The sequence below is a fragment of the Brevundimonas sp. C43 genome (assembly GCF_030732185.1).
Lineage (GTDB): Bacteria > Pseudomonadota > Alphaproteobacteria > Caulobacterales > Caulobacteraceae > Brevundimonas > Brevundimonas diminuta_C.
Map to the genome: position 1 here is coordinate 2,150,511 of NZ_CP132231.1, position 23,256 is coordinate 2,173,766.

The following is a 23,256-nucleotide window of genomic DNA, read 5'->3' on the forward strand; positions in this document are numbered from 1 at the left end:
GAGACGGGTCTCGTGGAGCATCTCCCAGCGACTGCTCAAGCTCAGTTCATCTCGGACCGCGGCATGGGCGGCGGGGACGGCGTCATGTCGAGGCTGTCGATCATAATGTCGATCTCGGCTTCCACGAGATCGAGGTCGGCGCCGCTGAACAGCTGGGCCGCCGCCTCGCGCCAGGCTGCGCGCAGCAGTGTGCGGCAGTCATCGGGGGCGAGGTCGTCCAGATAGACCAGACCCCGCTCGGCCAGCAGGCGTTTGGCGACCCGCCCGGCCCGCACGGCGAGGTCGCTCGTTCCGGCGCCTTCGTCGTCCGCTCGGTCGCCGCGTCTGGGTGGCGGGGGACGACTCATGCTTCGGCCTCAGGCGTTGCCGCGGACGGCCGCGCCAGCCAGCACGCGAGCGCGGAAGGACTCGGCGTCAAACCCCGTGTTGCGATCGTCGATCGCCATGAGAGGTTCGACGGCGGCCGCCGCGACGACATCGGCATGGATGTAGTCCATGCCTTCCTCCTCTCCCGGCAGCGTCCACGCCCGCAGGCCGTGATCGTCGTGCAGACGCGCCAGCGCTTCGAGCCGGAGCTGGATGACGAAGGCGATCAGGGCTCGATCTCCAGTCTCCTCTTGCTCCTCAAGGAGCTGGAAGATCCGAAACGCACGAGCCTCGTAGGACTGACGATCATCGGCCGGCATCTCCGCGAACGCTTCGAGGGCGGCGGTCAGGAGGTCGGCCGGGATCGCCGTCGCCATCGCGCGCTTGGTGAAGCTCGTCATCCGATTTCTCCGACCATGATTGACCGAGACGTGCCCGACTGAGGGCGACAGGGGGCGCGCCGTCCCTTCCGGACTTCAGATAGCCGCGATCGCTCCATTCCGCCATGATCGGCCCTTGGAAGTCGTTTGGATAAGGGACCGTCGGATCGGCGGCGTCTAAGGGAGCCGAGGCACGTCCGAAACAAGTGTCGGGGGGCCCGGCGCACCGCCTGTTCTGTCCATATGGAGACAATCGAATGAGATTCCTGCCCGTTCTGATCGCCGTCCTTGTCGGCGCCTGTCAGCCGATACCCTCCACCGACGCCGGTGACACCGCCGTGTCTTCACCGACGTCCGCCGCTGCTGACTGCGCGGCGCGAGGCGGCGAGATGAAGCCGGTCGGGCGGGCGCAGACCCTTCAGTGCGTCGTGACCTACGCCGATGCCGGCAAGCGCTGCACCACCGGATCGGACTGTCTCGGCGACTGCCGCGTGGACGACGCGCCATTCCCTGCCGCCGGAAGCGCCGCGGTCGGGCGCTGCCAGGCCGAGTCCCAAGTATTTGGATGCTACGCGCGCCTAGAGGATGGCAAGGCAACCCCAGCAATCTGCGTCGACTGAAGCCATCTCCGAAGCCTGCACGGGCTGACGCGCGTTTCGATCCGAGCGTCAGCCCGAGACACAACACCCACACTATCGCTCAACAGCCCACACGCCCAGCAGGGGCGGCCTCCCTCTCCCCAAAATCGCTTCCGCAGGAGGCAGCCGACCCGTCCGACATGTGGATATGGCCCCCGCTCTTCACAAGGCCGTGAAGTTGTTCGGACGAGGGGACAAAGAAGAAACCAGACGGAACAACCCGGACACTGACGAGGTAATCGAAGCGACAGCATAAGCCATTCAGGTCGGTTGCGGCTTATTTCTTTCAGTGCTTGCCTGATTACAGTTCTGGATCAGACGGAAAGGAGCGCCACATGGCCGGTCTACATCTTCACGGAACTGAGGAAATGCTGCTGACCCGCAAGGAAGCGTCCACCGAGCTTCTGCGGATGGGCATCCGCCGTTCGCCATCGACCTTGGCGAAGGTGTTCTGCACGCGGTCCGACGGACCGCCCTGCACCCATCTCGGGCGAACGCCCTACTACCCCAAGAGCCTGCTACACGAGTGGGCGCGCAGCCAGCTGTCGGGCCTCAGGTCCTCGTCAAGCCAGCCACGTCAGGCTGGACATTGGGGCGAGGCCGCTCACGAGGACGCCTAGCTCCCATTCCCATCCCAGTCTCTTCGGCCGCCCGGCGATCCGCCGGGCGGCCTTCTTTCAGTGGGCCGTCTGTCCTTCTTCAACCGACCAGCCCGCGAGAGAGGCGGCGACGCTCTCGCTGATCCTGTCGGCGGCCGCACGAACCGGGTCGTCCGCCAGGTGGGCGTACCGACTGGTGGTGCTGACGTGACTGTGGCCGAGCAGTTTTCCGATGAGCTGGAGACCTTCACCGCCCGCCAGGCCCGCGCTCGCGAAGCTGTGCCGGAGATCATGAATCCTCAGGTCTTCCATGCCCGCCCGTTTGCGAATGCCGACCCACGCCCAATCGAGGTTGGCGATCGGACGTTTGGGATCTCTCCGATCCGGGAACACATAAATGCTCCCGTTCGAGAGCAGGCCCTCGATCAGCTTCAGCGCCGCGCTCCCGAGACGGATGACCTTGGCCCCCGTCTTGGAATCCTCAAGCCGGAGCATCCCCATGTTGCGATCGATCTCCGACCACTTGAGCCTGGCGATCTCGTTCTTGCGGGCGCCGGTCAGCGCCAGAAGGCGGATGATGTTGATATGGCGAGGATCGCCCCCGTGCTTCTCGAGTTCCGCGAGGACATCGCCGAGCCGCGCCAGCTCGGCCGGGGAAAGGAAGCGATCCCGACGGTTGTCCTTGTAGCGTTTCACGCCGCGCGTGGGGTTGGTCTTCACGAACTCCCGCTCGACGGCGAACGTGAAGATGCCGCCCAGCAGACCGACCGTGCGCGAGGCCGCATGAATGCCGCCGCGGGTGTGCGGCGTCGCCTCTCCACGAATGCGTCCCGACCCGACATCGACCATCAGCCGCTCGATGTCCGCTCGGCCGATATCGGTGACCTTCATCCGGCCGAGGCGCGGCTTGATGTGGCGCGCGATCCGGATGCGGTCGATCCTGAGGGTCGTCGCCTTCTTCATCGTGACGCCCTCCTTCATGTAGAGGTCGCAGAGCTCCGACATCGTCAGTTCTTCGCGTCGTTCGACTTTGGTCCCCTGAGGGTCACCACCTGACGCGACTTCGGCCAGCACAGCGGCCGCTCTTTCGCGGGCTTCCTCGGCGGTCACAACACCATGGCGAGCGATGTGAAGCAGGCGGTCGGCGCCGCCGATCGTCCTGTACCGAACGACGTAGGTTTTGGTGTCGCTGACAGCGACGCGCACCCCGAAACCCTTGAGCTGCGTGTCCCAAAGGGTGAACCGCACCCCTTCGGACGTCAGGGCGTCGACCAGGCGTTTGGTGATCTTTCCGGACCTCGGGTTCTGAACCATTCGATCTCTCCTCGGGCCCACGAGGGGCCGCGTTTCTGGTCCCGGTTTTGGTCACCACATGGTCACCAGCCGGGAGGATTTCGGAGGATAATCGAGAAATCAGCGGTAAAAGAACGAACCCTGAACCTGCCCACCACAAGGGTGTTTGAGCCATTTCGAGCAACTGAAAAGAACCCTAAGGTTCGAGCTCTATGTCCCAATAAAGATAGTCCAGCCAGCTCTGATGCAGATAGTGCGGCGGGAAGCGTCGGCCGGCGTCCTGAAGCTGCCAGGCGTTGGGGCGATAGGGTTCGCGGCGGATCGGCATCATGGCCTGGCGCGGCGTTCGCCCGCCCTTGGCCAGATTGCAGGGGCTGCAGGCCGCGACGATATTGTCCCAGGTCGTGCGTCCGCCCTGTGAGCGGGGGATGACATGGTCGAACGTCAGTTCAGCCGACTGACCGCAGTATTGGCAGGCGAAACCGTCGCGCAGAAAAACGTTGAATCGGGTGAAGGCGGGGCTGCGGTCCTGATCCACATAGCTGCGCAGCGCGATCACGCTGGGAAGCTGCATCTCCATCGACGGCGAGCGGACGACCTTGTCATACAGGGACACCACGTCCACGCGGTCCTGATAGACCGCCTTGACCGCCTCCTCCCACGGCCACAGCGACAGCGGATAATAGGACAGCGGCCGGAAGTCGGCGTTCAGCACCAACGCGGGAAAACCGGAGGGCGGTCGATGGAGAACCTGCATCAGGCCCTCCCGCTCAGACGGGGGGATTTTGAGGCGACAGAGGTGAGGACACGTCTCCTTCCCTAGTCTTGTGAGATCAGCCTACCCCTGATTCCCGCTCATCGCCATGACCAGTGTGCAGCGTTTTCGTGACGTCTTGTCTCAGACCCCGCGCGCGTGGGTCGGAAATCCCGGCAGGGTCCAGCCCCAGCGCAGGGCGGCCGCACGCAGCAGGAAGCCGGACAGCGCCGCGGCGATGGCGGCGGGCCAGACGCCGACGCCCGGCGCCCTCAGCACCATATAGACCGTCGCCGCCAGGATCGCGGCCGTGACGTTGATCTCTCGCCGCAGCAGGATCGACGGCTGGCCCGCCAGGGTGTCGCGCACCACCCCGCCGAAACAGGCCGTCAGCGTGCCCATGACGATGCAGATAAGGGCCGGCGCCCCGGCCGCCTCGGCCTTGGCCGCCCCCATCACGCCATAGGCCGCAAGACCCACGGCATCCAGCCACAGCAGGGCGCGGAACCGCCAGTCGCGCTGCCCCACCAGCCACAGGGCCGTCGAGGCGAACAGGCAGACTGCCAGATAGCGCCAGTCCTGCACCCAGAAGACCGGCAGGCCGAGCAACAGGTCACGCAGCGTCCCGCCGCCCACGCCGGTGATGGCGCCGAAGAAGGCGAAGGTGACCACGTCATGCTTCTCGCGCGCGGCGGCCAGGGCGCCGGTGGCGGCGAAGACCGCCACGCCGGCGAAATCCAGCGCGGTCAGCACGGTCTGCGGACTACGCAGCGGTTCGGTCAGAGCCGGATCGAGCGGGGTCATGCCGGCGCATCCAGCGCGATCTCGCCGCGCTTCACGCCCGTGTACCAGGCCCACAGCAGGTGCGTGGCGACCGCACGATAAGGCCGCCAGACCTCGGCGCGGGCATAGGCGCCCTTCTGATCGGGCCGCTCCTCTGCGCCGTCAGCCCAGCGGATCGCCTCCTGCAAGGCCACGTCGCCGCCGGGAAAGACATCCAGCCGCCCCTCGCACATCATCAGATAGGCCTCGGCCGTCCACAGGCCCACGCCCTTCAGCGCTGTCAGGGAGGCGATCGCCGCCTCGTCATCCAGATTGGCCAGGTGCTCCAGATCGATCTCGCCCGCGATCTGCGCCCGCGCGATCCCCTGACCATAGGTCGCCTTCTGTCGCGACAGACCCATGCCGCGCAGTTGGTCCAGATCGTGCGCCAGCAACAGCTCGGGCGTGATACCGCCCATGCCTTCGCGCAGCCGCGCCCAGACCGAAGCGGCCGAGGCCACCGACACCTGCTGCTCCACGATCATGCGGAACAAGCCTTCGAACCCGCCCACTCTCAACCGCCACTCCAGCGGCGGCGTCTGGGCGTCCACGCGCACGAGCGCCGGATCGGCGGCGACCAGCGCTTGGCGCGCGGCGGCGATGTCATCGGGCGTGGGTGCGAACGGCATTCGCCATGCTTACGGCCCGTCGCGCTTGTCGGAAAGAGCGGGGGCGCCGTTGAGGGCCGCAAACCGCTAGAGAGCGTCTTGATGTTCGCCACCCGCTTCGCCCCCTCGCCGACCGGCCGCCTGCACAAGGGCCACGCTTTCTCGGCCCTGACCGCCTGGACGGCGGCGAAGGCGGCGGGCGGGCGGTTCGTGCTGCGCATCGAGGATATCGATCCGACGCGATGCCGGCCGGAACATGGGGCGGGCATTCTGGAGGACCTGGCCTGGCTGGGTCTGGACTGGGAGACGCCGGTTCGGCGCCAGTCCGATCATCTGGACGACTACGCCGCCGTGATCGAGAACCTGCGGGCGCGAGGCCTGCTCTATCGGTGTTTCCGCACGCGCAAGGAGATCCTGAACGCCATCGGCGGCGCGCCACACGGGGCGATGGAGGCGGCGAGGCCCGGCCCGCATTCAGCGAACGAGGAGGCGCACCTGCTGGCCTCGGGCGCGCCGTTCGCCTGGCGGCTGTCGCTGGATCGGGCGCGGGAGGCCTTGGGCGAGGCGGCCTGGAACGGCCTGAGTTTCGTCGAGGAGGGCGAGGGCCCGAACGACGAAACCGGCGTCGTCGCCGTCGATCCCGAGGCGGCTGGCGATGTCGTCCTGGCGCGCAAGGATACGGGCGTCGCCTATCATCTGGCCGTGACCCATGACGACGCCTTGCAGGGGATCACCCATGTGATCCGGGGCCAGGACCTGTTCGAGGCCACACATGTGCAGCGGCTGATTCAGACCCTGATGGATTGGCCGGCGCCGACCTATCGTCATCATGCCTTGCTGGAAGGGCCGGACGGGCGGCGCTACGCCAAGCGCGATCGCTCGATCACCCTGGCCGAGCTGAGCGCCGGCGGATTGACGCCCGACGCCCTGCGCGCCGAACTGGGCTTCAGCTCCGCCGGCTGAAGATGCGCGAGGCGCCGTAGCCGGTCAGGGCGGCCAGCACCACGCACAACACGCCGTATAGCCACGGCCGCCGGTGCGCGAACTCATAGATGTCGCGCTCCAGCCCCACCTTCTCGACCGTCAGCGTCAGGTTGGACACCGACTGCGGCTCGCCGTCCTGAAACAGCCAGACCTCGGCGTAGTATTTGCCGGTCGGGGCGACGGTGGGCAGTGTGACCTCGGCGCGGAACAGGCCCCGGTCAACGAACTCGACCCCTTGGGAATCGGTGTCGTAGAGGGCGGCGGCCTCCTTCAGCCGGATCACGGCGCGGCGCCAGTCCAGATAGTCGTCGCCCAGACGGCTGACGACCACGTCGCGCACGCCGTAGCGGGTGACGGTGCGGCTTTCCTCGGGCGCATCAATGCGAAGGTGATCGACGCCGACGCCCAGGCGGCGCAGTTGGCCGAAGTCGGCGATGTCGCTGAGCGGGCGCGTCGAGGCCGTCATGTAGAAGCCGGGCGCGCCCTCGAACAGCACCGGTCGGCTGTTCAGCCACACACCGGACGTGCGCGTCTTCTTGACCAGGCGGATGGGCGCGTCCGGCCCGCGCACAACGACCACGACGTCCGCCGGTTCAGGCGTCGGATTGAATACGGCGCCGTAGAGGACAATCGACGCACCCCGAAAACTGCTGTCGACCCGGACCTGGGCGTCGGTCAGGGCGGCGGCGACACGCAGGTCGCCGGTCGTCGCTTCAGATCGATCGAGCGGCGGGGCCGCAACGGCGGGCGGAGGGGGAGGAAGCGCCTGCATCAGTCGGCGATCCCCGGCGCGATCATGAAGATGTCGTTGGGCCGCACGAACAGATCCAGTCCCATCTGGATCCCGACCAGAAGCACGATCAGGCCCAGCGCCGCGCGCAGTTCCTCAGCGCGGAACCGCCCGGCGAAGCGCGCGCCGATCTGGGCGCCGACGACGCCGCCCAGCAGCAGGATGGTGGACAGGACGATGTCGACCGTCTGGTTACGCCCGGCCTGAAGAATGGTGGTGATGGCGGTGGTGATGATGATCTGGAACAGGCTGGTGCCCACCACGGCGCCCGCCCTCATGCGCAGGATATAGAGCATGGCCGGCACCAGGATGAAGCCGCCGCCAACCCCCATGATGGCCGACAGGACGCCCGCAAAAACGCCCAGGCCGAACGGCGGCAGGGCGCTGATATAGAGGCCCGACTTCGGAAACTTCATTTTCAGCGGCAGACCATACAGCCACATCGGCCGCCGACGCTGCTTGTGCGGCGCGGGCAGCCCCCGGCGGCGGCGCAGGATTTCGGTCAGGCTCTCGTTCAGCATCAGAATGCCGATCGCGCCCAGGAAGACGAGGTAGGACAGGGCCACGACCAGATCGGCCTGGCCCAGCAGGCGCAGGTAGCGAAACAGCTCGACCCCCGCCAGGGCGCCGGCCGCGCCGCCGGCCGCCATCACCGACCCCATCTTGAAATCGACCGAACCCGCCCCGGCATAGCGGATGACGCCCGACGTCGAGGAGGCCACGACATGGCTGGCCTGGCTGGCGACCGCGACGGTCGGTGGAATGCCCAGGAAGACCAGGATCGGCGCCATCAGGAAGCCGCCGCCGATGCCGAACAGGCCGGACACGAACCCGACCACCGCCCCCAGGATCACCAGGGTCGGCCAGTTCACCGAAACCTCGGCGATCGGCAGATAGATGTCCAAAGGACGCGCCTTCGGCTGGAGCGGACACAAGAATCGCCGTCGGGCGGGCGAGGTCGGGGACGACCGGGCGACCGATAGCCGCCCGGCGCCTGGGAATCTAGCCCGTGGCCTGCGTTTGGGCTTGGGTCTGCGACTGGGCCACGAAGGCGTCGGCGGCGGTGCGGGCCGCGCGCTGGGCCGTGGCGCTGGCCGTTGGGCGCAGGCGCGTGACGGCGGCCTGGGCCTCCGCATCGCCGCCACGCGCGGCGATCATGTACCACTTCAGCGCTTCGGTCGGATTCTTGGCCACGCCGTCGGCGCCCGTCTCATAGATGCGCGCGACGTTGTACTGGCTGTCCGGCAGGCCGCGCTCGGCCGCGTTCAGCAGCCAGGTCAGGGCCTCGGCCTGATTGGTCGCGCCGCCGTCGCCTTCATAGAGCTGCATTCCATAAAGATGCATCCCGCGCGGATCGCCGCCCTCGGCCGCGCGACGGCCCCACTGACGGCTTTGGGCCGGGTCGGCGGGCACGCCATTGGCGCCGTCCAGATACAGCTGACCCAGATAGGTTTGGGCGGGGGCGTAACCCAGGTTGGCGGCGCGCTTCATGCCGTCCAGGCCAGAGTTGTCGCCGGCCTCCAACTTGCCGATCGCCGCCTCATAGTCCGCCGCGCCAGGGCCGCCGATGTCGAAGGTCGCCTTCGGGCCGGTCGGCGTCACCGCCGACGCGGCCAGAGGCACGGCGCCGTTCGTTGTCGAGCCGCCGAAGCTGGGCATCTCGAAGTCCGGGGCGCCGCCGTCGGTCAGGGACAGATAGCCATAGACGCCCCCGGTCAGGGCGACCGCAGTGACCGAAGCCAGAAAGGTCTTCTTGACCGTCGAGCCGTCTTTTGACGCCTGCCGGTCCAGCCGTTCCTGCAGCTTGGACTTGCCGCCGCGCTTCAGGCCGAAGCCCGACCGGGGCGCAGGCTCCGGCTCGGACGGCGCGGTGATCGCAGCACGGGCGGCGTCGATGGTGCTGCGGGTCGAGGCGGCGCGGCCCGCGGCGGCGGCGGCTTCCATGCTGGAACGCAGCCGGCGCGGATCCACGAACTCGGTCTCGCCGCCGAAATCGTCGTCGTCCGCGTCCAGGACAGCGGCGTCACGCTTTTCGGTCGGTGCGGTCGAGAAGCCCGGCGACGTCGCTTCCAGCGCATCCTCGACGTCTGCGCCGCCGAAACCGCTGAAGGGCTGGATGATGGGCTCGACGCCGTCGGGATCGACCTGGCGCATCGGCATGTCGTCAGCCAGCGCCTCGACGGGCTCGGCCTCGGTCTGGGCGACGGGCGAAGAGGGGAAGGGCGCGGCGGTCGCGACTTCGGGCGTCACCGGATCGCTGGACCAGGCGTCCTGGTCGGTGAAGGTTTCATCGGGGAAGGCGGCGGCGCGCCAGTCGCCTTCGATGGATGCGGACTGGATCGGCGCCTGTATCGTCGCCGAGGCGGCGCGTTCCAGCACCTGTCGCGCCGGGGTCCACGCGGGCTCGTTGTCCAGCGGCTTGTCACGGATCGGCGTCGGCGCGCGGGCGTCGATGCTTTCGCGGGCCTCGGCCAGCAGACGGGCGGTGCGTTCCTCGCTCAGACGCATCCGCTCGGCCAGCTCGCCGGAGGCGCGGTCGTAGCGCTGCTCGATCTTGTCCGAGCTTTCCGACAGGCGTCGGCCGATGTCTTCCAGCGCCTGCTGCGAGCGGCGCTCGGACTGGGCGATGCGATCGCTCAGCTGGTCAGAGATGCGGGTGATCTCGCCGCCCAACTTCTCCAGGGCGATGGCGTGGCGATCGTCGCTGGCGGTCAGGCGTTGGTCGACGCGGTCGACGTGGCGGGCGAACTCCTGGTCCAGGCGCGCGGCGCGGCGGGCGACCTCGGTCTCGATGGTCTGGCTGACGACGTCGGCGGCGGCGTGGGCGACGGCGTCGGTGCGACCGTCGTTGTCCGCCTCGACCTTCTTGACCCGCGCATTCAGGTTGCGGGCGATGCGCAGGACCTCGCGGCCCATGGCCTCAAGGCTGATGGCGCCCTTTTCTTCGGACGCCTTCAACTGATCGCCGACAGCCTGGACGGCGCGTTCGATGCGGTCGATGCGCGCGCCGGTTTCGGCGGCGTCCAGGCGTTGCATCATCTCGGCGCGATTGTTGTCAATCTGACGCGACAGGCTTTCGGCCAGTTTCTCGAAACGGGCCAGGTCGCGGGCGCCTTCCGGCTCGACGCGGCTTTCGGCCGTCCGCATCCGCTGGTCCAGCGCGGCGAACGAGCGTTCCAGCGTCTTCAGAGCTTCGGTCGTACGGTTCTGGGCCTCGTCCAGACGCGCGCTGACCTGGGCCAGCATTTCCGTGCCGACGCCGGGGCCGGCGGCCTTCTCGACCGCCTCCATCCGCTCGCGCAGATCACTGACGCCCAGACGCTGGCGTTCCTCGATGTCGTACAGGCGCCCGGTCAGGGCGCCCAGGGAGGTCTCGATCTTGCCGAAGGCTTCCTGGGTCGACGGGCCGGTGTCGCGTTCGAAGGCGCGCAGGCGGCGATGCCCTTCGCGCAACTCCTCGGCGATGTCGTCGATGCGGCGGGCGGCGCCCTGGGCCTCGGCCTCCTGCCCGTCCAGCCGGCGCATCAGGCCCGCGACGGCCTGATCCACACCCTGAATGGCGACGGTCGAGCGGCGTTCGGCGGCTTCCAGCCGCGCGGCGATCACATCGATGGAGGCGCTGATCCGCTGCTGGCTGTCTTCGACCTCATAGGCGTCGTCCAGACGACGGCTGCGGTTGCGGCGTTCGTATTCGGCGGCCTGGGAGCGACGCGGCAGGGTGGCGTAGCCCTCCTCCTCGTCTTCCATGATCATGGAGTTGAGCCATTCGCCCAGCGTCATGCCGGACCGGCGCGCCAGATCCTTGGCGACCTCGCGTGCTTTGGGATCGATTCCCTTAACGCTCCACGGCGCTGCAGCGCTCACTGATTCGTCTCCCAGCCCATGCGACGAAGGCTATACCGTCAATATCGAGGGTGTAAACTGATGGTTAACCGCAATATCTAGCAGCGATATCCCAATCCTGTGGACATCGCGCCAGACAGCCGGATTTGTGAATCATCTCGGTTAACGCGGCATGAAGATTAACCTCCCGGCAAGGGTTCGCTTGCCAAGCGCCGCGGCTTTCGCCACCTGCGGCGCATGAGCCTGACCACCACCCTCGTCCTGCTGGGCGTCGCCCTCATCGTCATGGTCTTTTGCGGATGGCGCGGCGCGCGGCCGCCGGATCCGTTCAAGGGACCGCGCCTGATGCCGTGGCGGTTCCTAATGGTAGGCGCGGCGGCGATCGGCATGCTGCTGCTGATCCATCTGGCGACGCTGTTCGGGGCCGAGCGTGCGCCCTGGATACCTGGCGCCTAGAGACGGGAACCCGATGACGGCCGGTCGGTTGAACCTTGCGAACCACTCAAGGAGAGACCGCGTGTCCGACAAACTGACCCCCGCCGAGGCCGAGAAGGAATTCTGGAAGAGCCTGAAGGAGTCCAACACCGGCATGCTGGGCATCGACCGCCCCGGCTATCACCACCAGCCCATGACCGGTTTCGGCGAGGACGAGACGGGGACCATCTGGTTCTTCACCCGCGACGATACCGATTTCGCCCGTGACGTCGCTGGCGGCGGCCAGAACGGCATGTTCTGCTACCAGGCCAAGGACGGCAAGGTTCAGGCTTGCATCCACGGCCGTCTGGCCATCGATCAGGACCGCAGCCGTATCGAGAAATACTGGAACCCGGTCGTCGCCGCCTGGTACCCAGACGGCAAGGACGACGCTCATCTGACCCTGATCCGCTTCGACGCCGACGACGGCCGCGTCTGGGTGTCCGACAAGGGCGCGCTGGGCTTCGGCTATGAAGTCCTGAAGGCCAACCTGACCAAGAGCGTCCCGGATGTCGGCGGCGTGTCGGACGTGAAGCTGTAGGCTTCGACGCTTCAGAAACCAGAATGGGCGGACCCGATCGGGTCCGCCCTTTTTTCTTTTAGCCGCCGAAGCACCAGGCCAGCACGGCCTTCTGGGCGTGGATGCGGTTTTCGGCCTCGTCCCAGACCAGAGAGCGCGGCCCGTCGATGACGGCGTCGGTCACTTCCTCGCCCCGGTGGGCGGGAAGGCAATGCAGGAAGACCGCCTCGGGATCGGCGAGATTCATCAGGGCTTCGTCGACGCCGTAATGTTCGAACGCCGCCAGGCGCGCCTCATAATCCTGATCCCCCATGGAGACCCAGGTGTCGGTGACGATGACGTCGGCGCCCTTGACCGCCTCTCGCGGATCGCTGGTCAGCGTAACGGCGTCGCCGCCCTTGGCCAGGTCGCGCAGGTCCGGGTGGTATTCCGCCGGGCAGGCGACGTTCAGATGGAAGCCGAACTTGGGCGCCGCGTGCATGAAGCTGTGGCAGACGTTGTTGCCGTCGCCGATCCAGGCGATCGTCTTGCCGGCGATCGGTCCGCGATGCTCCTCTATCGTCTGCAGATCGGCCAGGATCTGGCACGGGTGCGACCGGTCGGTCAGGCCGTTGACCACCGGCACGGTCGAGACGCGGGCAAACCGCTCGACATCCTCGTGATCGTTGGCGCGGATCATCACCGCATCGACCATGCGCGACAGAACCCGGGCGGTGTCCTCCACCGGCTCGCCGCGCCCCAGCTGCATGTCCGAGGCCGTGGCGATGATGGACGCGCCGCCCAACTGGCGGATCGCCGCGTCGAAGCTGAACCGCGTGCGGGTCGAGTTCTTTTCGAAGATCATCGCCAGAACGCGGTCCTTGCCCGGCGCATCGGCGTCGGCGCGCCCCTGGGGCCAGCCCTTGCGGGCGGCCTTGCGGGCATGGGCGTCGTCCAGGATGGCGCGCAAATCCGCCGCGTCCAGCCGGTGGATGTCGAGGAAGTGCCGGACCATATGTCTAGCTCCGCTCATCCCCGCGAAGGCGGGGATCTAGTGCTGTGGGCGACAGCCGCCCGTCGGGTGTTTCATCCGTCGATCCCGCGTTCTCGAAAGAACTGGGTCCCCGCTTTCGCGGGGATGATCGGATGTCGGGCTCAGGCCGCCAGCTTTTCGCGGGCGACCTCGCAGGCCGCTTCGAAACGGGCCACGGCTTCGCGGGCCTCATCCAGCGTCAGGTTCAACGGCGGCAGCAGGCGCACGCAGTTGTCGCCGCCGCCGGCGATCAGCAACTGCTGCGTGTCGCGCGCCAGGGCCATGAACTCGCGATTGTTCGGCACCATCTTGATGCCGATCAGAAGGCCTTTGCCGCGGACGTCGGCGATCACATCGGGGAAGCGTTCCTGAAGGCCGGCGAACTGCTGCTTCAGGTAGCCGGCGACCTCGTTAACGTTGTTCAGCGTCTCGGGGCTGTTGATCAGGCTCAGCGCCTTCTGGCCCACGGCCATGGCCAGGGGGTTGCCGCCGAAGGTCGAGCCGTGGACGCCGACCGTCATGCCCTTGGCCGCCTTGGCCGAGGCCAGGCAGGCGCCGATGGGGAAGCCCCCGCCCAAGGCCTTGGCCACCGCCATGATGTCCGGCGCCATGCCCGCCCATTCGTGGGCCCACAGCTTGCCGGTCCGGCCCATGCCGCACTGGACCTCGTCGAAGATGATCAGGACGCCGTGTTCGTCGCACAGGTCGCGCAGCCCCCGCAGGCACTGTTCGGGCATGGCGCGGCATCCGCCCTCGCCCTGCACGGGCTCGACGATGATGGCGGCGGTCGTGGGGTTGGCGATGGCGGCCTTGATCGCCTCGTGGTCGCCCCACTTCAGCTGGTGGAAGCCCTGCATCGGCGGGCCGAAGCCCTCGGTATAGCTGGGGTTGGCGGCGGCGTTGATCGCGCCATAAGTCCGACCGTGGAACGAGCCGTCGAAGCCGTAGATGTCGATCCGCTCAGGCGCGCCGTTGGCCGAGTGGTATTTGCGCGCCGTCTTCAGGGCGCATTCGACGGCTTCAGTGCCCGAGTTGGTGAAGAACACCACGTCGGCGAAGCTGGATTCGCACAGGGCGTCCGCCAGCGCTTCCTGACCCGGAATGCGGAAGATGTTGGAGACGTGCCACAGCTTCTCGGCCTGGTCCTTGACCGCCTGGACCAGTTCGGGGTGGGCGTGGCCCAGGCCGTTGGTCGAGATGCCGGCGACGCAGTCGAGATATTCCGTCCCGTCGGTCGCCCACAGACGCGCGCCTCGGCCGCGTTCCACTTCCAGCGGCGCGCGATTGTAGACACCCATCAAATGCTCAGTGGACACGGGACCAAGACCTCCAAAAGCGAGACGGCCCCGGCGCGAGCGCGACGGAGCCGGATCAATACGGTCAGGCGTTGTCGGACGCGCGAAGGTCTTAGTCAACACCGGCGCAGAGGACGCTCCGCGCTCGCACATCGACGATCAAGACACGCAGCGCATGCAGTTGGTCCGTCTCCAGCACGCGCAGAGGCAGGATGAAGTTGGTGTTGGGCGAGGCTGCGAAGATCAGGCGATCCTTCTCCTCCACCACCGCGACCAGATTGCGCCAGCCGATGCAGGTTTCGAAATCCGCCCCCGACAGCGCCAGACCCCTGTCATCGATGCGCCAGTCGGTTGGCTTCTGCGCGATCAGCGACCGGCGCGTCGCCGCCATGACCCTGTAATGCGCCAGGACCGACAGCCCGATAAAGCCATACAGCCCGACCAACTGCAGGCCGACGATCCAGCCGATCCGCTCCAGGGGAAGGCCGAGGCAGACGGCGATGGTCGCCAGCATGGCGCCGCCGAGAAACAGCACTGGCAGGTTCGCCCAGCGCCGGACGACGGGCCACGCCTTGACGGCCGCCCGCCCCTCCTTCGGCGTCGGCTGGACGCCGCGAACCTCGATGACCGTCGTCACTCGCCGCCGGGCGTGGTGGCTGGCGCAGCAGGCGCAGTCTCAGCGGCGACCGCTGCGTCCTTGGCCTGGATTTCGACCAGCTTCTTGTCCAGGGCCAGGCCCAGGTCGGCGATGAACAGGCCGAAGCGGGCGACGTCGACGCCCTTCAGATACGACAGCTTGTCGTCAGTCGTATGGATGCGCTGGAAGACGGGCGGGACGAAGCCCTCCTTCAGGCCGTTGTCCTTGCCGCCGTTGAAGGCCAGCCACATCTGGTGGGCGCCGACCGCATCCTGGGTGCCCATCGACACCACCGGCACGCCTGCGGCCGAGAAGGCGCGGTCGTCGCTGGGCGGATAGGTCGGATAGGGCATGCAGTCGAAGCCGCGTTCGGCGCACAGGCCGCGCAGCGTCTCCAGCACGAAGGCCGACTGCGGCCCATTGTTCTCGCCATACATGACCGTCTGGCCATAGGCGGCGACATCGGCGTTGATGACGGCGGCGATCCGGTCCTTGCCGTGTTTCTCAAGGAAGGCCTTGGCGCCCAGGAGGCCCAGCTCTTCCTGGTCGGTGAAGACGAAGACGAAGCGGTGGGCGACCGGCTGACCTTCCAGCGCCATGTCCAGCGTCTTGGCCGCCTCCATCATCGCCATGACCGAGCCGACGTTATCGACGATGCCCTGCGACAGGGTTCCGTCGCGCAGTTTCACCGCGTCATAGTGGGCCGTCAGGACGATGTCCTTGTCGCCCTCGCCCACCGTGACGACGACATTGGCGCCTTCCATCGGGCCGGAGGCCTGGTTGCCGCCCTCGAAGGTCTGGATTTCGGGCGTGAAGCCCAGCGTCGTCAGGAAGCCGACCAGGACCTGGGTCCGCTCGGCGTTGGTGGGCTTGATGAACTGGGCGGCGCCGGCGGCGATGTCGGGGCGGTCGCCGGCCTGGGGCGTCGCTTCCTGAGCGAAGGCGGGACCAAAAGCGGATGTGGCGGCGAACAGGGCCGTGGCGGCGACGAGCGAACGAAACAGCATGAAGCGGACCTCTCGGGGGAGCGATCCGCAACAGGTAGCGATCTAGCTCTTAAGGCGCCAGCCCGAGCGGAACACCAGCCAGCAGACCACGCCCATGACCGCCATCAGCACGGCCGACCCTATGACGCCGACCGTCAGATGGCTCTCGGCATGGCCGATGAAGCCGTAGCGGAAGCCGTCGATCAGATAGAAGAAGGGGTTGTAGCGGCTCAGCGTCCGGAACGGCTCGGGCAGGTTCTCGACCAGATAGAAGGTCCCCGACAGGAAGGTCATCGGCATGACGATGAAGTTCTGGACCGCCGACAGGTGGTCGAACTTCTCGCTCCACAGCCCCGCCAGCACGCCGGTCATGCCCATGATGAAACAGGCGGCGAGGGCGAACCAGACGATGGCGAAGATGTTGGCGATGCCCAGCGGCGCGAACGGCAGCACGCAGATCGCCGTCACCAGACCGACCGCCAGGCCGCGCGTCGCCGCCCCCAGCGTAAAGCCCAGCGTCAGCTCCAGCGGGCTGAGCGGCGGGGTCAGGAAGTCGGTGGCCGTGCCCATGATCTTGGCCTGGATCAGGCTCGACGAGGCGTTGGCGAAGGCGTTGTTCAACATGGCCATCATGATCAGGCCGGGCGCGACGAACAGGGCGAACGGCGTGCCGTGCAGCGGCGGCCGCGCGTTCTGAAGCGCCACCACGAACACCAACATATAGAGCAGCGTCGTGACCACCGGCGCCGCCACCGTCTGGGCGCCCACCTTCCAGAAGCGACGCACCTCGCGCAGATACAGGGTCTGCACCCCGATCCAGTTGATCCCCGGATAGCGACGCGGCTGCGGCAGGCCGGCAGGCCGGGTGGAGATCAGATCGGGCGTATCGGTCATGGCCCGCCAGATGCGCTCGACCGCCGCGCTTCGCAAGAGATCAGGCGAGATCGTCCCGAAAACGACGGCGCCGCCTTAACCTTAACGATGATTCAATATCTGGTTTCTGTGGACAGGATGATTCGCACATCTTGCGTCTCTTAACGGCTGGTTTACGATTAGTTGTAGGTCAAGACCCCGGAGGGGGAGCCTGGACCTAGATATTGAATCCAAACTCGCTGGAGGGTGGCATGACCGCAGGCTGGACCGACGACCGCGTAGGCGCGCTAAAGAAGCTCTGGCTTGAGGGCCAGTCCGCGAGCCAGATCGCCAAACAACTGGGCGGCGGGGTCACCCGCAACGCCGTGATCGGCAAGGTGCACCGTCTGGGCCTGTCGGGCCGGGCCGCCCCGTCGCAACCGGCGCGCACCGTCGCTGCGACCTTCCGCACCGCGCGTCCGCGTCCGGCGCCGGCCGCACCGGCGCAGCAACCTTCGGCCCCGCGCCGTCTGGAAGCCGTCCAGCCCAAGCCGGTCGAACCCGCCGCGCCCGTCCCCGCCCCGATCCCGGACCTGCCGGGCACGGCGACCGTGATGACGCTAGGCGCCCACATGTGCAAATGGCCGATCGGCGACCCGTCGTCGCGCGAGTTCAGCTTCTGCGGCCGCCGCTCGTCGGAAGGCGTCTATTGCGTCGAACACGCCCGTGTCGCCTACCAGCCGCAAGTCCGTCGCGGCTCCAAGGAAAGCGGTTCCGATCTGGCTCGCAGCCTGCGTCGTTACATTTAAGGGCGCTACCGCGCTTCGCGCGACTTGAGCGCGGCGCTTCGCGCAGGGCGCACGACTGCGCTCAAGTCGCGAGCGACCGCGTCGCGAACGTAGCGCCAAAAAGATGCTCCTTAGGGAGCCGACTTCCCCCTCGCGGCTCGCGCAAGCGGCCGGCGAGACTTCAGGGGCGGGGCTGCGGTTCATCCGGGTTGACGCAGCCCCATCCGCCCTTCGATCAGTTCAGCACCCGCCGCGCATCCGGCGTATCCAGCGAAAACGCCGGAATCTGCGCCTCGAAACTGCGCCCGTCCGCATCCGTCATATAGTAGGCGCCCACCATCGAACCGCTGTCGGTGCCCAGCGGACAGCCCGAGGCGTAGGCGTAGCTGCCGCCGGGTTCGATCACCGGCTGTTCGCCGACCACGCCGGGGCCGCGCACCTCTTCGACATGGCCGTGGCCGTCGGTGATGGTCCAGCGACGCGCCATCAGCTGCACCGTCGAACCCGTCAGGTTCACGATCTCGATCTGGTAGGCCCAGACCCAGCGTCCTTCGTCGGGATCGGACTGGCCCGCCAGATAGCTGGGCCGCACCCGGATCAGGATGCCGTTCGTCTCGGCGGTATAGGCAGGACCATCGTGCATGGGCTATATGCTCGCCCCGCCGCGCGCGGGCTGCAAGCGCGACTTGGAGACAAGTCGTGAAAACCGTGTGAGACAGACGCCATGAGTTCCTTCCAAGCGCCCCGTCCCGGCATCCTGCCCGCCCAGTCCATCGAGACATTGATCGCCACAGGCGCCGTCACGTCCGACACCCCCTTCGACCACGACCAGGTCCAGCCGGCCAGCCTGGACCTGCGGCTGTCGGATCAGGCCTGGCGCGTCCGCGCCTCCTTCCTGCCCGGCCGGCGCAAGGTCGAGGACCGCATCGCCGACGTGGCCATGCACGCCATCGAGATCACCGAGGCGGGCGTCGTGCTGGAAAAGGGCTGCGTCTATATCGTGCGCCTTCAGGAACGGCTGAAACTGCCGAAAGGGTTGATCGCCCGCGCCAATCCGAAAAGCTCGACCGGCCGCGTCGATGTCTTCGTGCGTCTGCTGACCGATCAGGGCGCCAGCTTCGATGACGTCGCCGAAGGTTATGACGGCCCGCTCTATATGGAGGTCGCGCCCCAGACCTTCTCCATCCTGGTCCGTCCCGGCACGCGCCTGAACCAGTTGCGGCTCAAGGCCGGCGATCCGCCCAAGCTGGAAACCCGCTCGGTCGGCGTCGATCTGCAGGGCGGCGACATCGTCGGCTTCCGCGGGCGACGCCACGCGGGCGTAGTGGATCTGGACCACATCGACGGCCACGATCCGCGCGACTTCTGGGAGCCGCTGAGCCTGCGCCGTGGCGAACTGCTGCTGGATCCGGGCGAGTTCTACATCCTGGCCTCGTCCGACGACGTCGAAATCCCGGTCGACCAGGCCGCCGAAATGACCCCCATCGATCCGTCGGTCGGCGAGTTCCGCGTCCACTACGCCGGCTTCTTCGACCCCGGCTTCGGCACCGACGAAGCGCACGGCGCGGGCTCGAAAGGCGTGCTGGAAGTCCGCACCCACGACACGCCCTTCCTGCTGGAACACGGCCAGATCGTCGCCCGCCTAGTGTACGAGCCCCTGACCGAACGGCCCAGCCGTCTGTATGGCGAAAGCGGCAGCCACTATCAGAACCAGGGCCTGAAACTGTCGAAGCATTTCAAGGGGTGGTGATTGAGGTGAGCGAGGGGTGCTAGTGAGCGAGAAGTGAGCCGAGGCCGAGAACGCCGCACCGCTCTTCGCTCACCTCTTGCTCACTAGCACCCCTCGCTCACTCCTACTCACGTCAACCGATCCGCCTTCCTCAGCCCCGGGAACATCGTCGCCCAGGCCCCGGTCGCGGCCAGGGCGCCGAACCCGCCAAACACCGCCGCGCCGACCGCGCCCAGCAGCCGGACCATGACGCCGGAATAGGCCTCGCCCAGTTCGTTCGAGGCGCCGATGAACAGCATCGACACCGACGACACCCGCCCGCGCATGTGATCGGGCGTGGCCAGCTGGATCAGGGTCTGGCGCACATTGACGCTGATCATGTCCGCCGCCCCGCCGATGAACAGGGCCAGGCCCGACAGCCAGACGATGCGCGACAGGCCAAAAGTGATGGTGCACAGGCCGAACACCGCCACCGCCGCGAACATCCAGCGCCCGCCGTTCTGGCGGATCGGATAACGGCTCAGATAGATGGCCATGACCATGGCCCCCACGCCGAACGAGGCCCGCAACAGGCCGAACCCTTGCGGTCCGACATGCAGGATGTCGCGCGCGAAGATCGGCGTCAGCAGGGCCACGCCCGCCAGCAGCACCACCACCAGATCCAGCGAAATGGCGCCCAGCACGATCTTTGTCTTCCACACATAGGCCAGCCCCTCTTTCACCGAGTCGACCGGCGACAGCGGATTGGCCTGGGGCGCGGGCTTGCCGCTGGTGCGGATCAGGATGAAGGCCGCGACAGCCAGCAGGAACATTCCCAGCGACACCGCATAGGCCAGGGGCACGTTCACGCCCACGATCACCCCGCCCAGGGCCGGACCGGCGATGGCGCCGGTCTGAAAGGCGATGGACTGGGCCGCGATGGCGGGCGGCAGGGCCTTGCGCCCCACCACCATCGGCAGGAAGGCCTGGCTGGCCGGCGCCAGAAACGCCCGCGCCGCGCCGAACAGGGCCGCCACCGCCAGCAGACCCCACAGCGGCGGATTGCCATGCAGGGCCATGGCCAGGAACGATCCCGCGCAGGCCGCCTCGACCAGGATCGATATCCACACCGTGCGCTTCCTGTCGCGCCGATCCGCCATCGCCCCGGCCGGCAGGGTAAAGGCCAGAAGCGGCAGGAACTGACACAGCCCCACCAGACCCAGATACAGGCTGGCCTCCTCGACCGGATGATCGCGCCGGGCGATCTCGTAGACCTGCCACAACAGAGCCGACGACTGGATCTGGATCGCCAGCACAGCCACCACGCGGCCGAACCAAAGCAGGCGGAAGTCGCGAATGCCCCACGGGCTGGACGGGCCGTCTGGCCCCCCAGCTGATGAAGATGGCGGAACGGGCGGGGCGGCGGGGCCGGTTTCGAGGGATTCTGCGGTCACGTTCTTCTTGGGTATTTCGGATAGGGCGAGCCGTCGCGGTGGAAATAGCCGTCGACGCCGGCGTGCAGCACCATGTCGATGTCGGGATAGTCGGCGGGGGTGATTGTCGGGCTGCGCGTGCCGACTTCCAGCAGAACCGCCTCGCGGCCGGATCGGTTCTCCAGCTTATGGCCGTTCGGCACGCCCGCCTTGAAGCCGGCGCAGTCGCCGGCGCGCAGAACCGTCTCGCCATCGTCCTCGATCAGCACCACCTCCCCCTCGACCACCATGACGAACTCGTCCTCTTCGGCATGCCAGTGGCGCTGGCTGGACCAGTCGCCGTCGGGCAGGTGCAGCAGGTTGACGCCGAACTGGCTCAGCCCCGCCGCATCGCCCAGCCGCCAGCGGCGGCGCGGCTTGCACGGGCCGGCGTATTCCTCGGGATAGGTGGTGCCGTTCGTCGTCGGCGCACTGTCGATGTCGATCTTGGGCATGGCTCTTCTCGCCTCCGCACGATTTCCGTAAAGCATAGCCACATGAGCCGCACATCAACTCCCGTTATCGATCCTGTCGAACTGACCCGCGACCTGATCCGCATCCCCTCCGTCACTCCCGCCGACGAGGGCGCGATGGATGTGCTGGAGCGGCACCTGACGGCGCTGGGCTTCACCTGTCGCCGACTGGCCTTCGAGGGACCGGGCGGAGAAGGCGTCCATGCGCGGATCGAGAACCTGTACGCCCGGCGCGGGACCGCTTCGCCCAACCTGTGCTTCGCCGGCCATACGGACGTGGTCCCGACCGGCCCCTCGGACCAGTGGTCGTCGCAACCCTTCGCTGGCGACGTGCGCGACGGCGTCCTGTACGGACGCGGCGCGGTGGACATGAAGGGCGGGATCGCCGCCTGGGTCGCCGCCGTGTCTCAGGTGCTGGCCGAAGGCGAACCCGCCGGCTCCCTCTCCTTCCTGATCACCGGCGACGAGGAAGGCCCGGCGCTTCATGGCACCAAGCGGGTGGTCGAGGCCCTGGCGGCCGAGGGCGAGATCATCGACGCCTGCGTCGTCGGCGAACCCTCCTCGTCGCAACAGTTGGGCGATATGATCAAGGTCGGGCGGCGCGGCTCGTTGAACACCTGGATCACCGTCCACGGCAAACAGGGGCATGTCGCCTATCCCGAGCGCGCCGCCAACCCCGCCCCGGTGATCGCGCGGTTGATGGCCCGCCTGAACGACCACGTCCTGGATGAAGGCTACGAGAACTTTCCCCCGTCGAACCTCGAAATCACCACCATCGACATCGGCAATCCGGCGACCAACATCATCCCGGCCCGGGCGACGGCGCGGCTGAACATCCGCTTCAACCCCAGCCATACCGGCGACACCCTGATCGACTGGCTGAACCGCGAGGCCGGCGCCATGCAGGCCGAGACCGGGCTTCAGATCACCCTGGAGCACCTGTGCTCGGGCGAGGCCTTCCTGACCGAGCCGGGCGCCTTCGTGGAGGCGGTTCAGGACGCGGTCGAAGCCGTGGCGGGCCGCCGCCCCGAGGCCTCCACCACCGGCGGCACCTCCGACGCCCGCTTCATCCGCGCCCTGTGCCCGGTCGTGGAACTGGGCCTGGTCGGCCAGACCATGCACCAGATCGACGAACGGGTGCCGACGGCGGAGCTGGAGACGCTGACGGCGGTCTATCGCCGGGTGATCGAGACGGTGTTTGAGCGGTTGTAGCGAGACCTGTGTGACAGATTTTTGCTGAATATGCTTCTACTTGGTCCGCCCTAAACCGGGCCTTCGGATAGTCCGAAAAGGGTGGAAAGCGGACCTGAGCTTCGGCTCGCGATCAGCGTTCTGAGGCCGACTCAGGCCAGCATTCACGTGATACTGAGTTCACAAAGTTAAATGGGATTGGGACGGATATCCTCAAGCGGAGACAGGGGAATTCCTTGGGCCAAAAATAAGGTTTCAGAACTCGATTACAGAGTTTGAAATCAGAATTGATTTACAATTGGTTTTGTAAAACGGCGCATGAGGTGGATAACCGGGTGGATAAACGGGAGTCCAGACCATGACCGCAGTGTCGCTTTATGTGGAACTTAAAGCAAAGCCCGGGAAGGAAGATGCGGTCGCCGCATTCCTAGCCAGCGCGCAGAGCTTGGTTGAAGGCGAACCAGGCACGATCGCTTGGTTCGCGGTCCGCTTCGATCACAGCACGTTCGCGATCTTCGACGCCTTTGATAACGAAGCTGGCCGAGAGGCCCATCTCGGCGGCAAGGTGGCCGAGGCGTTGATGGCGAATGCGGACGAACTCCTCGCCGCTGCGCCACAAATCCGCAAGGCGGATGTCCTGGCCGACAAGCTGCCGGGGTAATAAACTTGCGCGGTTTGCAAGGTGCGGACTCTTGCACCTTCGACCGCCAGCAACTCTACCACGCGCTAGACCATCCGCTGGTCAGTCAGACCAAGCCCGAGCGGGGACAG

At 67.0% G+C, this 23,256-nt stretch carries 26 protein-coding genes; 9 read left to right on the forward strand and 17 right to left on the reverse strand.

The features are described 5' to 3' along the window. Positions 1-41: 41 nt before the first annotated feature. Both Q9R14_RS10870 and Q9R14_RS10875 read right to left on the reverse strand, forming a co-directional pair. On the reverse strand, positions 42-347 hold the full coding sequence (locus tag Q9R14_RS10870; RefSeq protein ID WP_287105437.1) for a hypothetical protein: 306 nt from the start codon (positions 345-347) through the stop codon (positions 42-44). Positions 348-356: 9 nt separating this feature from the next. Continuing rightward, complete coding sequence (locus tag Q9R14_RS10875) at positions 357-767, reverse strand: hypothetical protein (protein ID WP_287105436.1); 411 nt, start codon at positions 765-767, stop codon at positions 357-359. A 236-nt stretch (positions 768-1,003) separates the two neighbouring features. Here Q9R14_RS10875 and Q9R14_RS10880 point away from each other — a divergent pair, with 236 nt between their 5' ends. Continuing rightward, the gene (locus Q9R14_RS10880) at positions 1,004-1,366 is read left to right on the forward strand and encodes a hypothetical protein (RefSeq protein WP_306002393.1); all 363 of its coding nucleotides are present in this window, start codon (positions 1,004-1,006) and stop codon (positions 1,364-1,366) included. A 353-nt stretch (positions 1,367-1,719) separates the two neighbouring features. Beyond that, on the forward strand, positions 1,720-2,004 hold the full coding sequence (locus tag Q9R14_RS10885; protein ID WP_287105434.1) for a hypothetical protein: 285 nt from the start codon (positions 1,720-1,722) through the stop codon (positions 2,002-2,004). A 57-nt stretch (positions 2,005-2,061) separates the two neighbouring features. On the opposite strand, the gene Q9R14_RS10890 is transcribed toward Q9R14_RS10885, so the two are convergent. The 4 genes from Q9R14_RS10890 to Q9R14_RS10905 all read right to left on the reverse strand — a co-directional run bounded on the left by Q9R14_RS10890 (position 2,062) and on the right by Q9R14_RS10905 (position 5,481). Next, positions 2,062-3,297, reverse strand: coding sequence for a tyrosine-type recombinase/integrase (locus Q9R14_RS10890; RefSeq protein ID WP_287105433.1), 1,236 nt, complete (start codon positions 3,295-3,297; stop codon positions 2,062-2,064). Positions 3,298-3,472: 175 nt separating this feature from the next. Continuing rightward, positions 3,473-4,033 carry an HNH endonuclease gene (locus Q9R14_RS10895; RefSeq protein WP_026108602.1) on the reverse strand — a complete coding sequence of 187 codons (561 nt, stop codon included), beginning with the start codon at positions 4,031-4,033 and terminating at the stop codon, positions 3,473-3,475. Between the two features lie 141 nt (positions 4,034-4,174). Next, positions 4,175-4,834, reverse strand: coding sequence for a trimeric intracellular cation channel family protein (locus Q9R14_RS10900; protein WP_306002394.1), 660 nt, complete (start codon positions 4,832-4,834; stop codon positions 4,175-4,177). Further along, a complete protein-coding gene (locus Q9R14_RS10905; protein ID WP_306002395.1) occupies positions 4,831-5,481 on the reverse strand; it encodes a DNA-3-methyladenine glycosylase 2 family protein in 651 nt (216 codons plus the stop codon). Before Q9R14_RS10905 ends, Q9R14_RS10900 begins: the two co-directional genes overlap by 4 nt. A 78-nt stretch (positions 5,482-5,559) precedes the next feature. Between Q9R14_RS10905 and gluQRS the strand changes: the two genes are divergently transcribed. Then, positions 5,560-6,423, forward strand: coding sequence for a tRNA glutamyl-Q(34) synthetase GluQRS (gene gluQRS, locus Q9R14_RS10910; RefSeq protein WP_306002396.1), 864 nt, complete (start codon positions 5,560-5,562; stop codon positions 6,421-6,423). Here the strand turns inward: gluQRS and Q9R14_RS10915 are convergent. The 3 genes from Q9R14_RS10915 to Q9R14_RS10925 form a co-directional block, all read right to left on the reverse strand. Then, positions 6,407-7,216: a TIGR02186 family protein gene (locus Q9R14_RS10915; RefSeq protein ID WP_306002397.1), complete on the reverse strand. Its 810-nt coding sequence runs from the start codon at positions 7,214-7,216 to the stop codon at positions 6,407-6,409. The two genes, gluQRS and Q9R14_RS10915, sit on opposite strands and share 17 nt — an antisense overlap. After that, positions 7,216-8,139 (reverse strand): sulfite exporter TauE/SafE family protein, encoded by a 924-nt coding sequence (locus Q9R14_RS10920; RefSeq protein WP_017506607.1) that lies wholly within the window; start codon positions 8,137-8,139, stop codon positions 7,216-7,218. Before Q9R14_RS10920 ends, Q9R14_RS10915 begins: the two co-directional genes overlap by 1 nt. Positions 8,140-8,236: 97 nt before the next feature. Beyond that, complete coding sequence (locus Q9R14_RS10925) at positions 8,237-11,098, reverse strand: hypothetical protein (RefSeq protein WP_306002398.1); 2,862 nt, start codon at positions 11,096-11,098, stop codon at positions 8,237-8,239. A 216-nt stretch (positions 11,099-11,314) separates the two neighbouring features. Here Q9R14_RS10925 and Q9R14_RS10930 point away from each other — a divergent pair, with 216 nt between their 5' ends. Further along, a complete protein-coding gene (locus tag Q9R14_RS10930) occupies positions 11,315-11,533 on the forward strand; it encodes a hypothetical protein (protein WP_306002399.1) in 219 nt (72 codons plus the stop codon). Positions 11,534-11,594: 61 nt separating this feature from the next. Beyond that, positions 11,595-12,092 carry a pyridoxamine 5'-phosphate oxidase family protein gene (locus Q9R14_RS10935; protein ID WP_017506610.1) on the forward strand — a complete coding sequence of 166 codons (498 nt, stop codon included), beginning with the start codon at positions 11,595-11,597 and terminating at the stop codon, positions 12,090-12,092. Positions 12,093-12,150: 58 nt separating this feature from the next. Here Q9R14_RS10935 and argF read toward each other — a convergent pair whose 3' ends face one another. From argF to Q9R14_RS10960, 5 genes are all read right to left on the reverse strand, one after another. Then, the gene (gene argF / locus Q9R14_RS10940) at positions 12,151-13,065 is read right to left on the reverse strand and encodes an ornithine carbamoyltransferase (protein WP_306002400.1); all 915 of its coding nucleotides are present in this window, start codon (positions 13,063-13,065) and stop codon (positions 12,151-12,153) included. 140 nt (positions 13,066-13,205) lie between these two features. Beyond that, positions 13,206-14,399: an aspartate aminotransferase family protein gene (locus Q9R14_RS10945; RefSeq protein ID WP_255353562.1), complete on the reverse strand. Its 1,194-nt coding sequence runs from the start codon at positions 14,397-14,399 to the stop codon at positions 13,206-13,208. Positions 14,400-14,490: 91 nt separating this feature from the next. Next, complete coding sequence (locus Q9R14_RS10950) at positions 14,491-15,015, reverse strand: YcxB family protein (RefSeq protein WP_306002401.1); 525 nt, start codon at positions 15,013-15,015, stop codon at positions 14,491-14,493. Continuing rightward, positions 15,012-16,022, reverse strand: a complete 1,011-nt coding sequence (locus tag Q9R14_RS10955) for a M28 family metallopeptidase (RefSeq protein WP_306002402.1) — start codon at positions 16,020-16,022, stop codon at positions 15,012-15,014. The genes Q9R14_RS10950 and Q9R14_RS10955 overlap by 4 nt, the downstream gene beginning before the upstream one ends. Positions 16,023-16,064: 42 nt before the next feature. Further along, positions 16,065-16,895, reverse strand: a complete 831-nt coding sequence (locus Q9R14_RS10960) for an ABC transporter permease (protein ID WP_306002403.1) — start codon at positions 16,893-16,895, stop codon at positions 16,065-16,067. Between the two features lie 230 nt (positions 16,896-17,125). Between Q9R14_RS10960 and Q9R14_RS10965 the strand changes: the two genes are divergently transcribed. After that, a complete protein-coding gene (locus tag Q9R14_RS10965) occupies positions 17,126-17,662 on the forward strand; it encodes a GcrA family cell cycle regulator (RefSeq protein ID WP_017506617.1) in 537 nt (178 codons plus the stop codon). A 214-nt stretch (positions 17,663-17,876) separates the two neighbouring features. Here Q9R14_RS10965 and apaG read toward each other — a convergent pair whose 3' ends face one another. Then, positions 17,877-18,284, reverse strand: coding sequence for a Co2+/Mg2+ efflux protein ApaG (gene apaG, locus Q9R14_RS10970; RefSeq protein WP_017506618.1), 408 nt, complete (start codon positions 18,282-18,284; stop codon positions 17,877-17,879). Between the two features lie 81 nt (positions 18,285-18,365). On the opposite strand from apaG, the gene Q9R14_RS10975 reads away from it, so the two are divergent. Continuing rightward, on the forward strand, positions 18,366-19,391 hold the full coding sequence (locus Q9R14_RS10975) for a 2'-deoxycytidine 5'-triphosphate deaminase (protein WP_306002404.1): 1,026 nt from the start codon (positions 18,366-18,368) through the stop codon (positions 19,389-19,391). 107 nt (positions 19,392-19,498) lie between these two features. Here Q9R14_RS10975 and Q9R14_RS10980 read toward each other — a convergent pair whose 3' ends face one another. Then, entirely contained in the window at positions 19,499-20,803 is a 1,305-nt protein-coding gene (locus tag Q9R14_RS10980) for an MFS transporter (protein ID WP_306002405.1), read from the reverse strand. Continuing rightward, positions 20,800-21,276, reverse strand: coding sequence for a cupin domain-containing protein (locus tag Q9R14_RS10985; RefSeq protein ID WP_306002406.1), 477 nt, complete (start codon positions 21,274-21,276; stop codon positions 20,800-20,802). The genes Q9R14_RS10980 and Q9R14_RS10985 overlap by 4 nt, the downstream gene beginning before the upstream one ends. 42 nt (positions 21,277-21,318) lie before the next feature. Here Q9R14_RS10985 and dapE point away from each other — a divergent pair, with 42 nt between their 5' ends. Further along, positions 21,319-22,506: a succinyl-diaminopimelate desuccinylase gene (gene dapE / locus Q9R14_RS10990; protein ID WP_306002407.1), complete on the forward strand. Its 1,188-nt coding sequence runs from the start codon at positions 21,319-21,321 to the stop codon at positions 22,504-22,506. Positions 22,507-22,843: 337 nt separating this feature from the next. Continuing rightward, entirely contained in the window at positions 22,844-23,146 is a 303-nt protein-coding gene (locus tag Q9R14_RS10995) for an antibiotic biosynthesis monooxygenase (protein WP_306002408.1), read from the forward strand. Positions 23,147-23,256 lie beyond the last annotated feature (110 nt).

Coding starts and splice junctions, on each gene's coding strand:
- Q9R14_RS10905 (WP_306002395.1), bottom strand. CDS start 5,481: ATGCCGTTCGCACCCACGCCCGATGACATCGCCGCCGCGCGCCAAGCG.
- Q9R14_RS10975 (WP_306002404.1), top strand. CDS start 18,366: ATGAGTTCCTTCCAAGCGCCCCGTCCCGGCATCCTGCCCGCCCAGTCC.
- Q9R14_RS10965 (WP_017506617.1), top strand. CDS start 17,126: ATGACCGCAGGCTGGACCGACGACCGCGTAGGCGCGCTAAAGAAGCTC.
- argF (WP_306002400.1), bottom strand. CDS start 13,065: ATGGTCCGGCACTTCCTCGACATCCACCGGCTGGACGCGGCGGATTTG.
- Q9R14_RS10880 (WP_306002393.1), top strand. CDS start 1,004: ATGAGATTCCTGCCCGTTCTGATCGCCGTCCTTGTCGGCGCCTGTCAG.
- Q9R14_RS10875 (WP_287105436.1), bottom strand. CDS start 767: ATGACGAGCTTCACCAAGCGCGCGATGGCGACGGCGATCCCGGCCGAC.
- Q9R14_RS10930 (WP_306002399.1), top strand. CDS start 11,315: ATGAGCCTGACCACCACCCTCGTCCTGCTGGGCGTCGCCCTCATCGTC.
- Q9R14_RS10995 (WP_306002408.1), top strand. CDS start 22,844: ATGACCGCAGTGTCGCTTTATGTGGAACTTAAAGCAAAGCCCGGGAAG.
- Q9R14_RS10870 (WP_287105437.1), bottom strand. CDS start 347: ATGAGTCGTCCCCCGCCACCCAGACGCGGCGACCGAGCGGACGACGAA.
- apaG (WP_017506618.1), bottom strand. CDS start 18,284: ATGCACGATGGTCCTGCCTATACCGCCGAGACGAACGGCATCCTGATC.
- Q9R14_RS10900 (WP_306002394.1), bottom strand. CDS start 4,834: ATGACCCCGCTCGATCCGGCTCTGACCGAACCGCTGCGTAGTCCGCAG.
- Q9R14_RS10895 (WP_026108602.1), bottom strand. CDS start 4,033: ATGCAGGTTCTCCATCGACCGCCCTCCGGTTTTCCCGCGTTGGTGCTG.
- Q9R14_RS10960 (WP_306002403.1), bottom strand. CDS start 16,895: ATGACCGATACGCCCGATCTGATCTCCACCCGGCCTGCCGGCCTGCCG.
- Q9R14_RS10955 (WP_306002402.1), bottom strand. CDS start 16,022: ATGCTGTTTCGTTCGCTCGTCGCCGCCACGGCCCTGTTCGCCGCCACA.
- Q9R14_RS10890 (WP_287105433.1), bottom strand. CDS start 3,297: ATGGTTCAGAACCCGAGGTCCGGAAAGATCACCAAACGCCTGGTCGAC.
- dapE (WP_306002407.1), top strand. CDS start 21,319: ATGAGCCGCACATCAACTCCCGTTATCGATCCTGTCGAACTGACCCGC.
- Q9R14_RS10885 (WP_287105434.1), top strand. CDS start 1,720: ATGGCCGGTCTACATCTTCACGGAACTGAGGAAATGCTGCTGACCCGC.
- Q9R14_RS10915 (WP_306002397.1), bottom strand. CDS start 7,216: ATGCAGGCGCTTCCTCCCCCTCCGCCCGCCGTTGCGGCCCCGCCGCTC.
- Q9R14_RS10985 (WP_306002406.1), bottom strand. CDS start 21,276: ATGCCCAAGATCGACATCGACAGTGCGCCGACGACGAACGGCACCACC.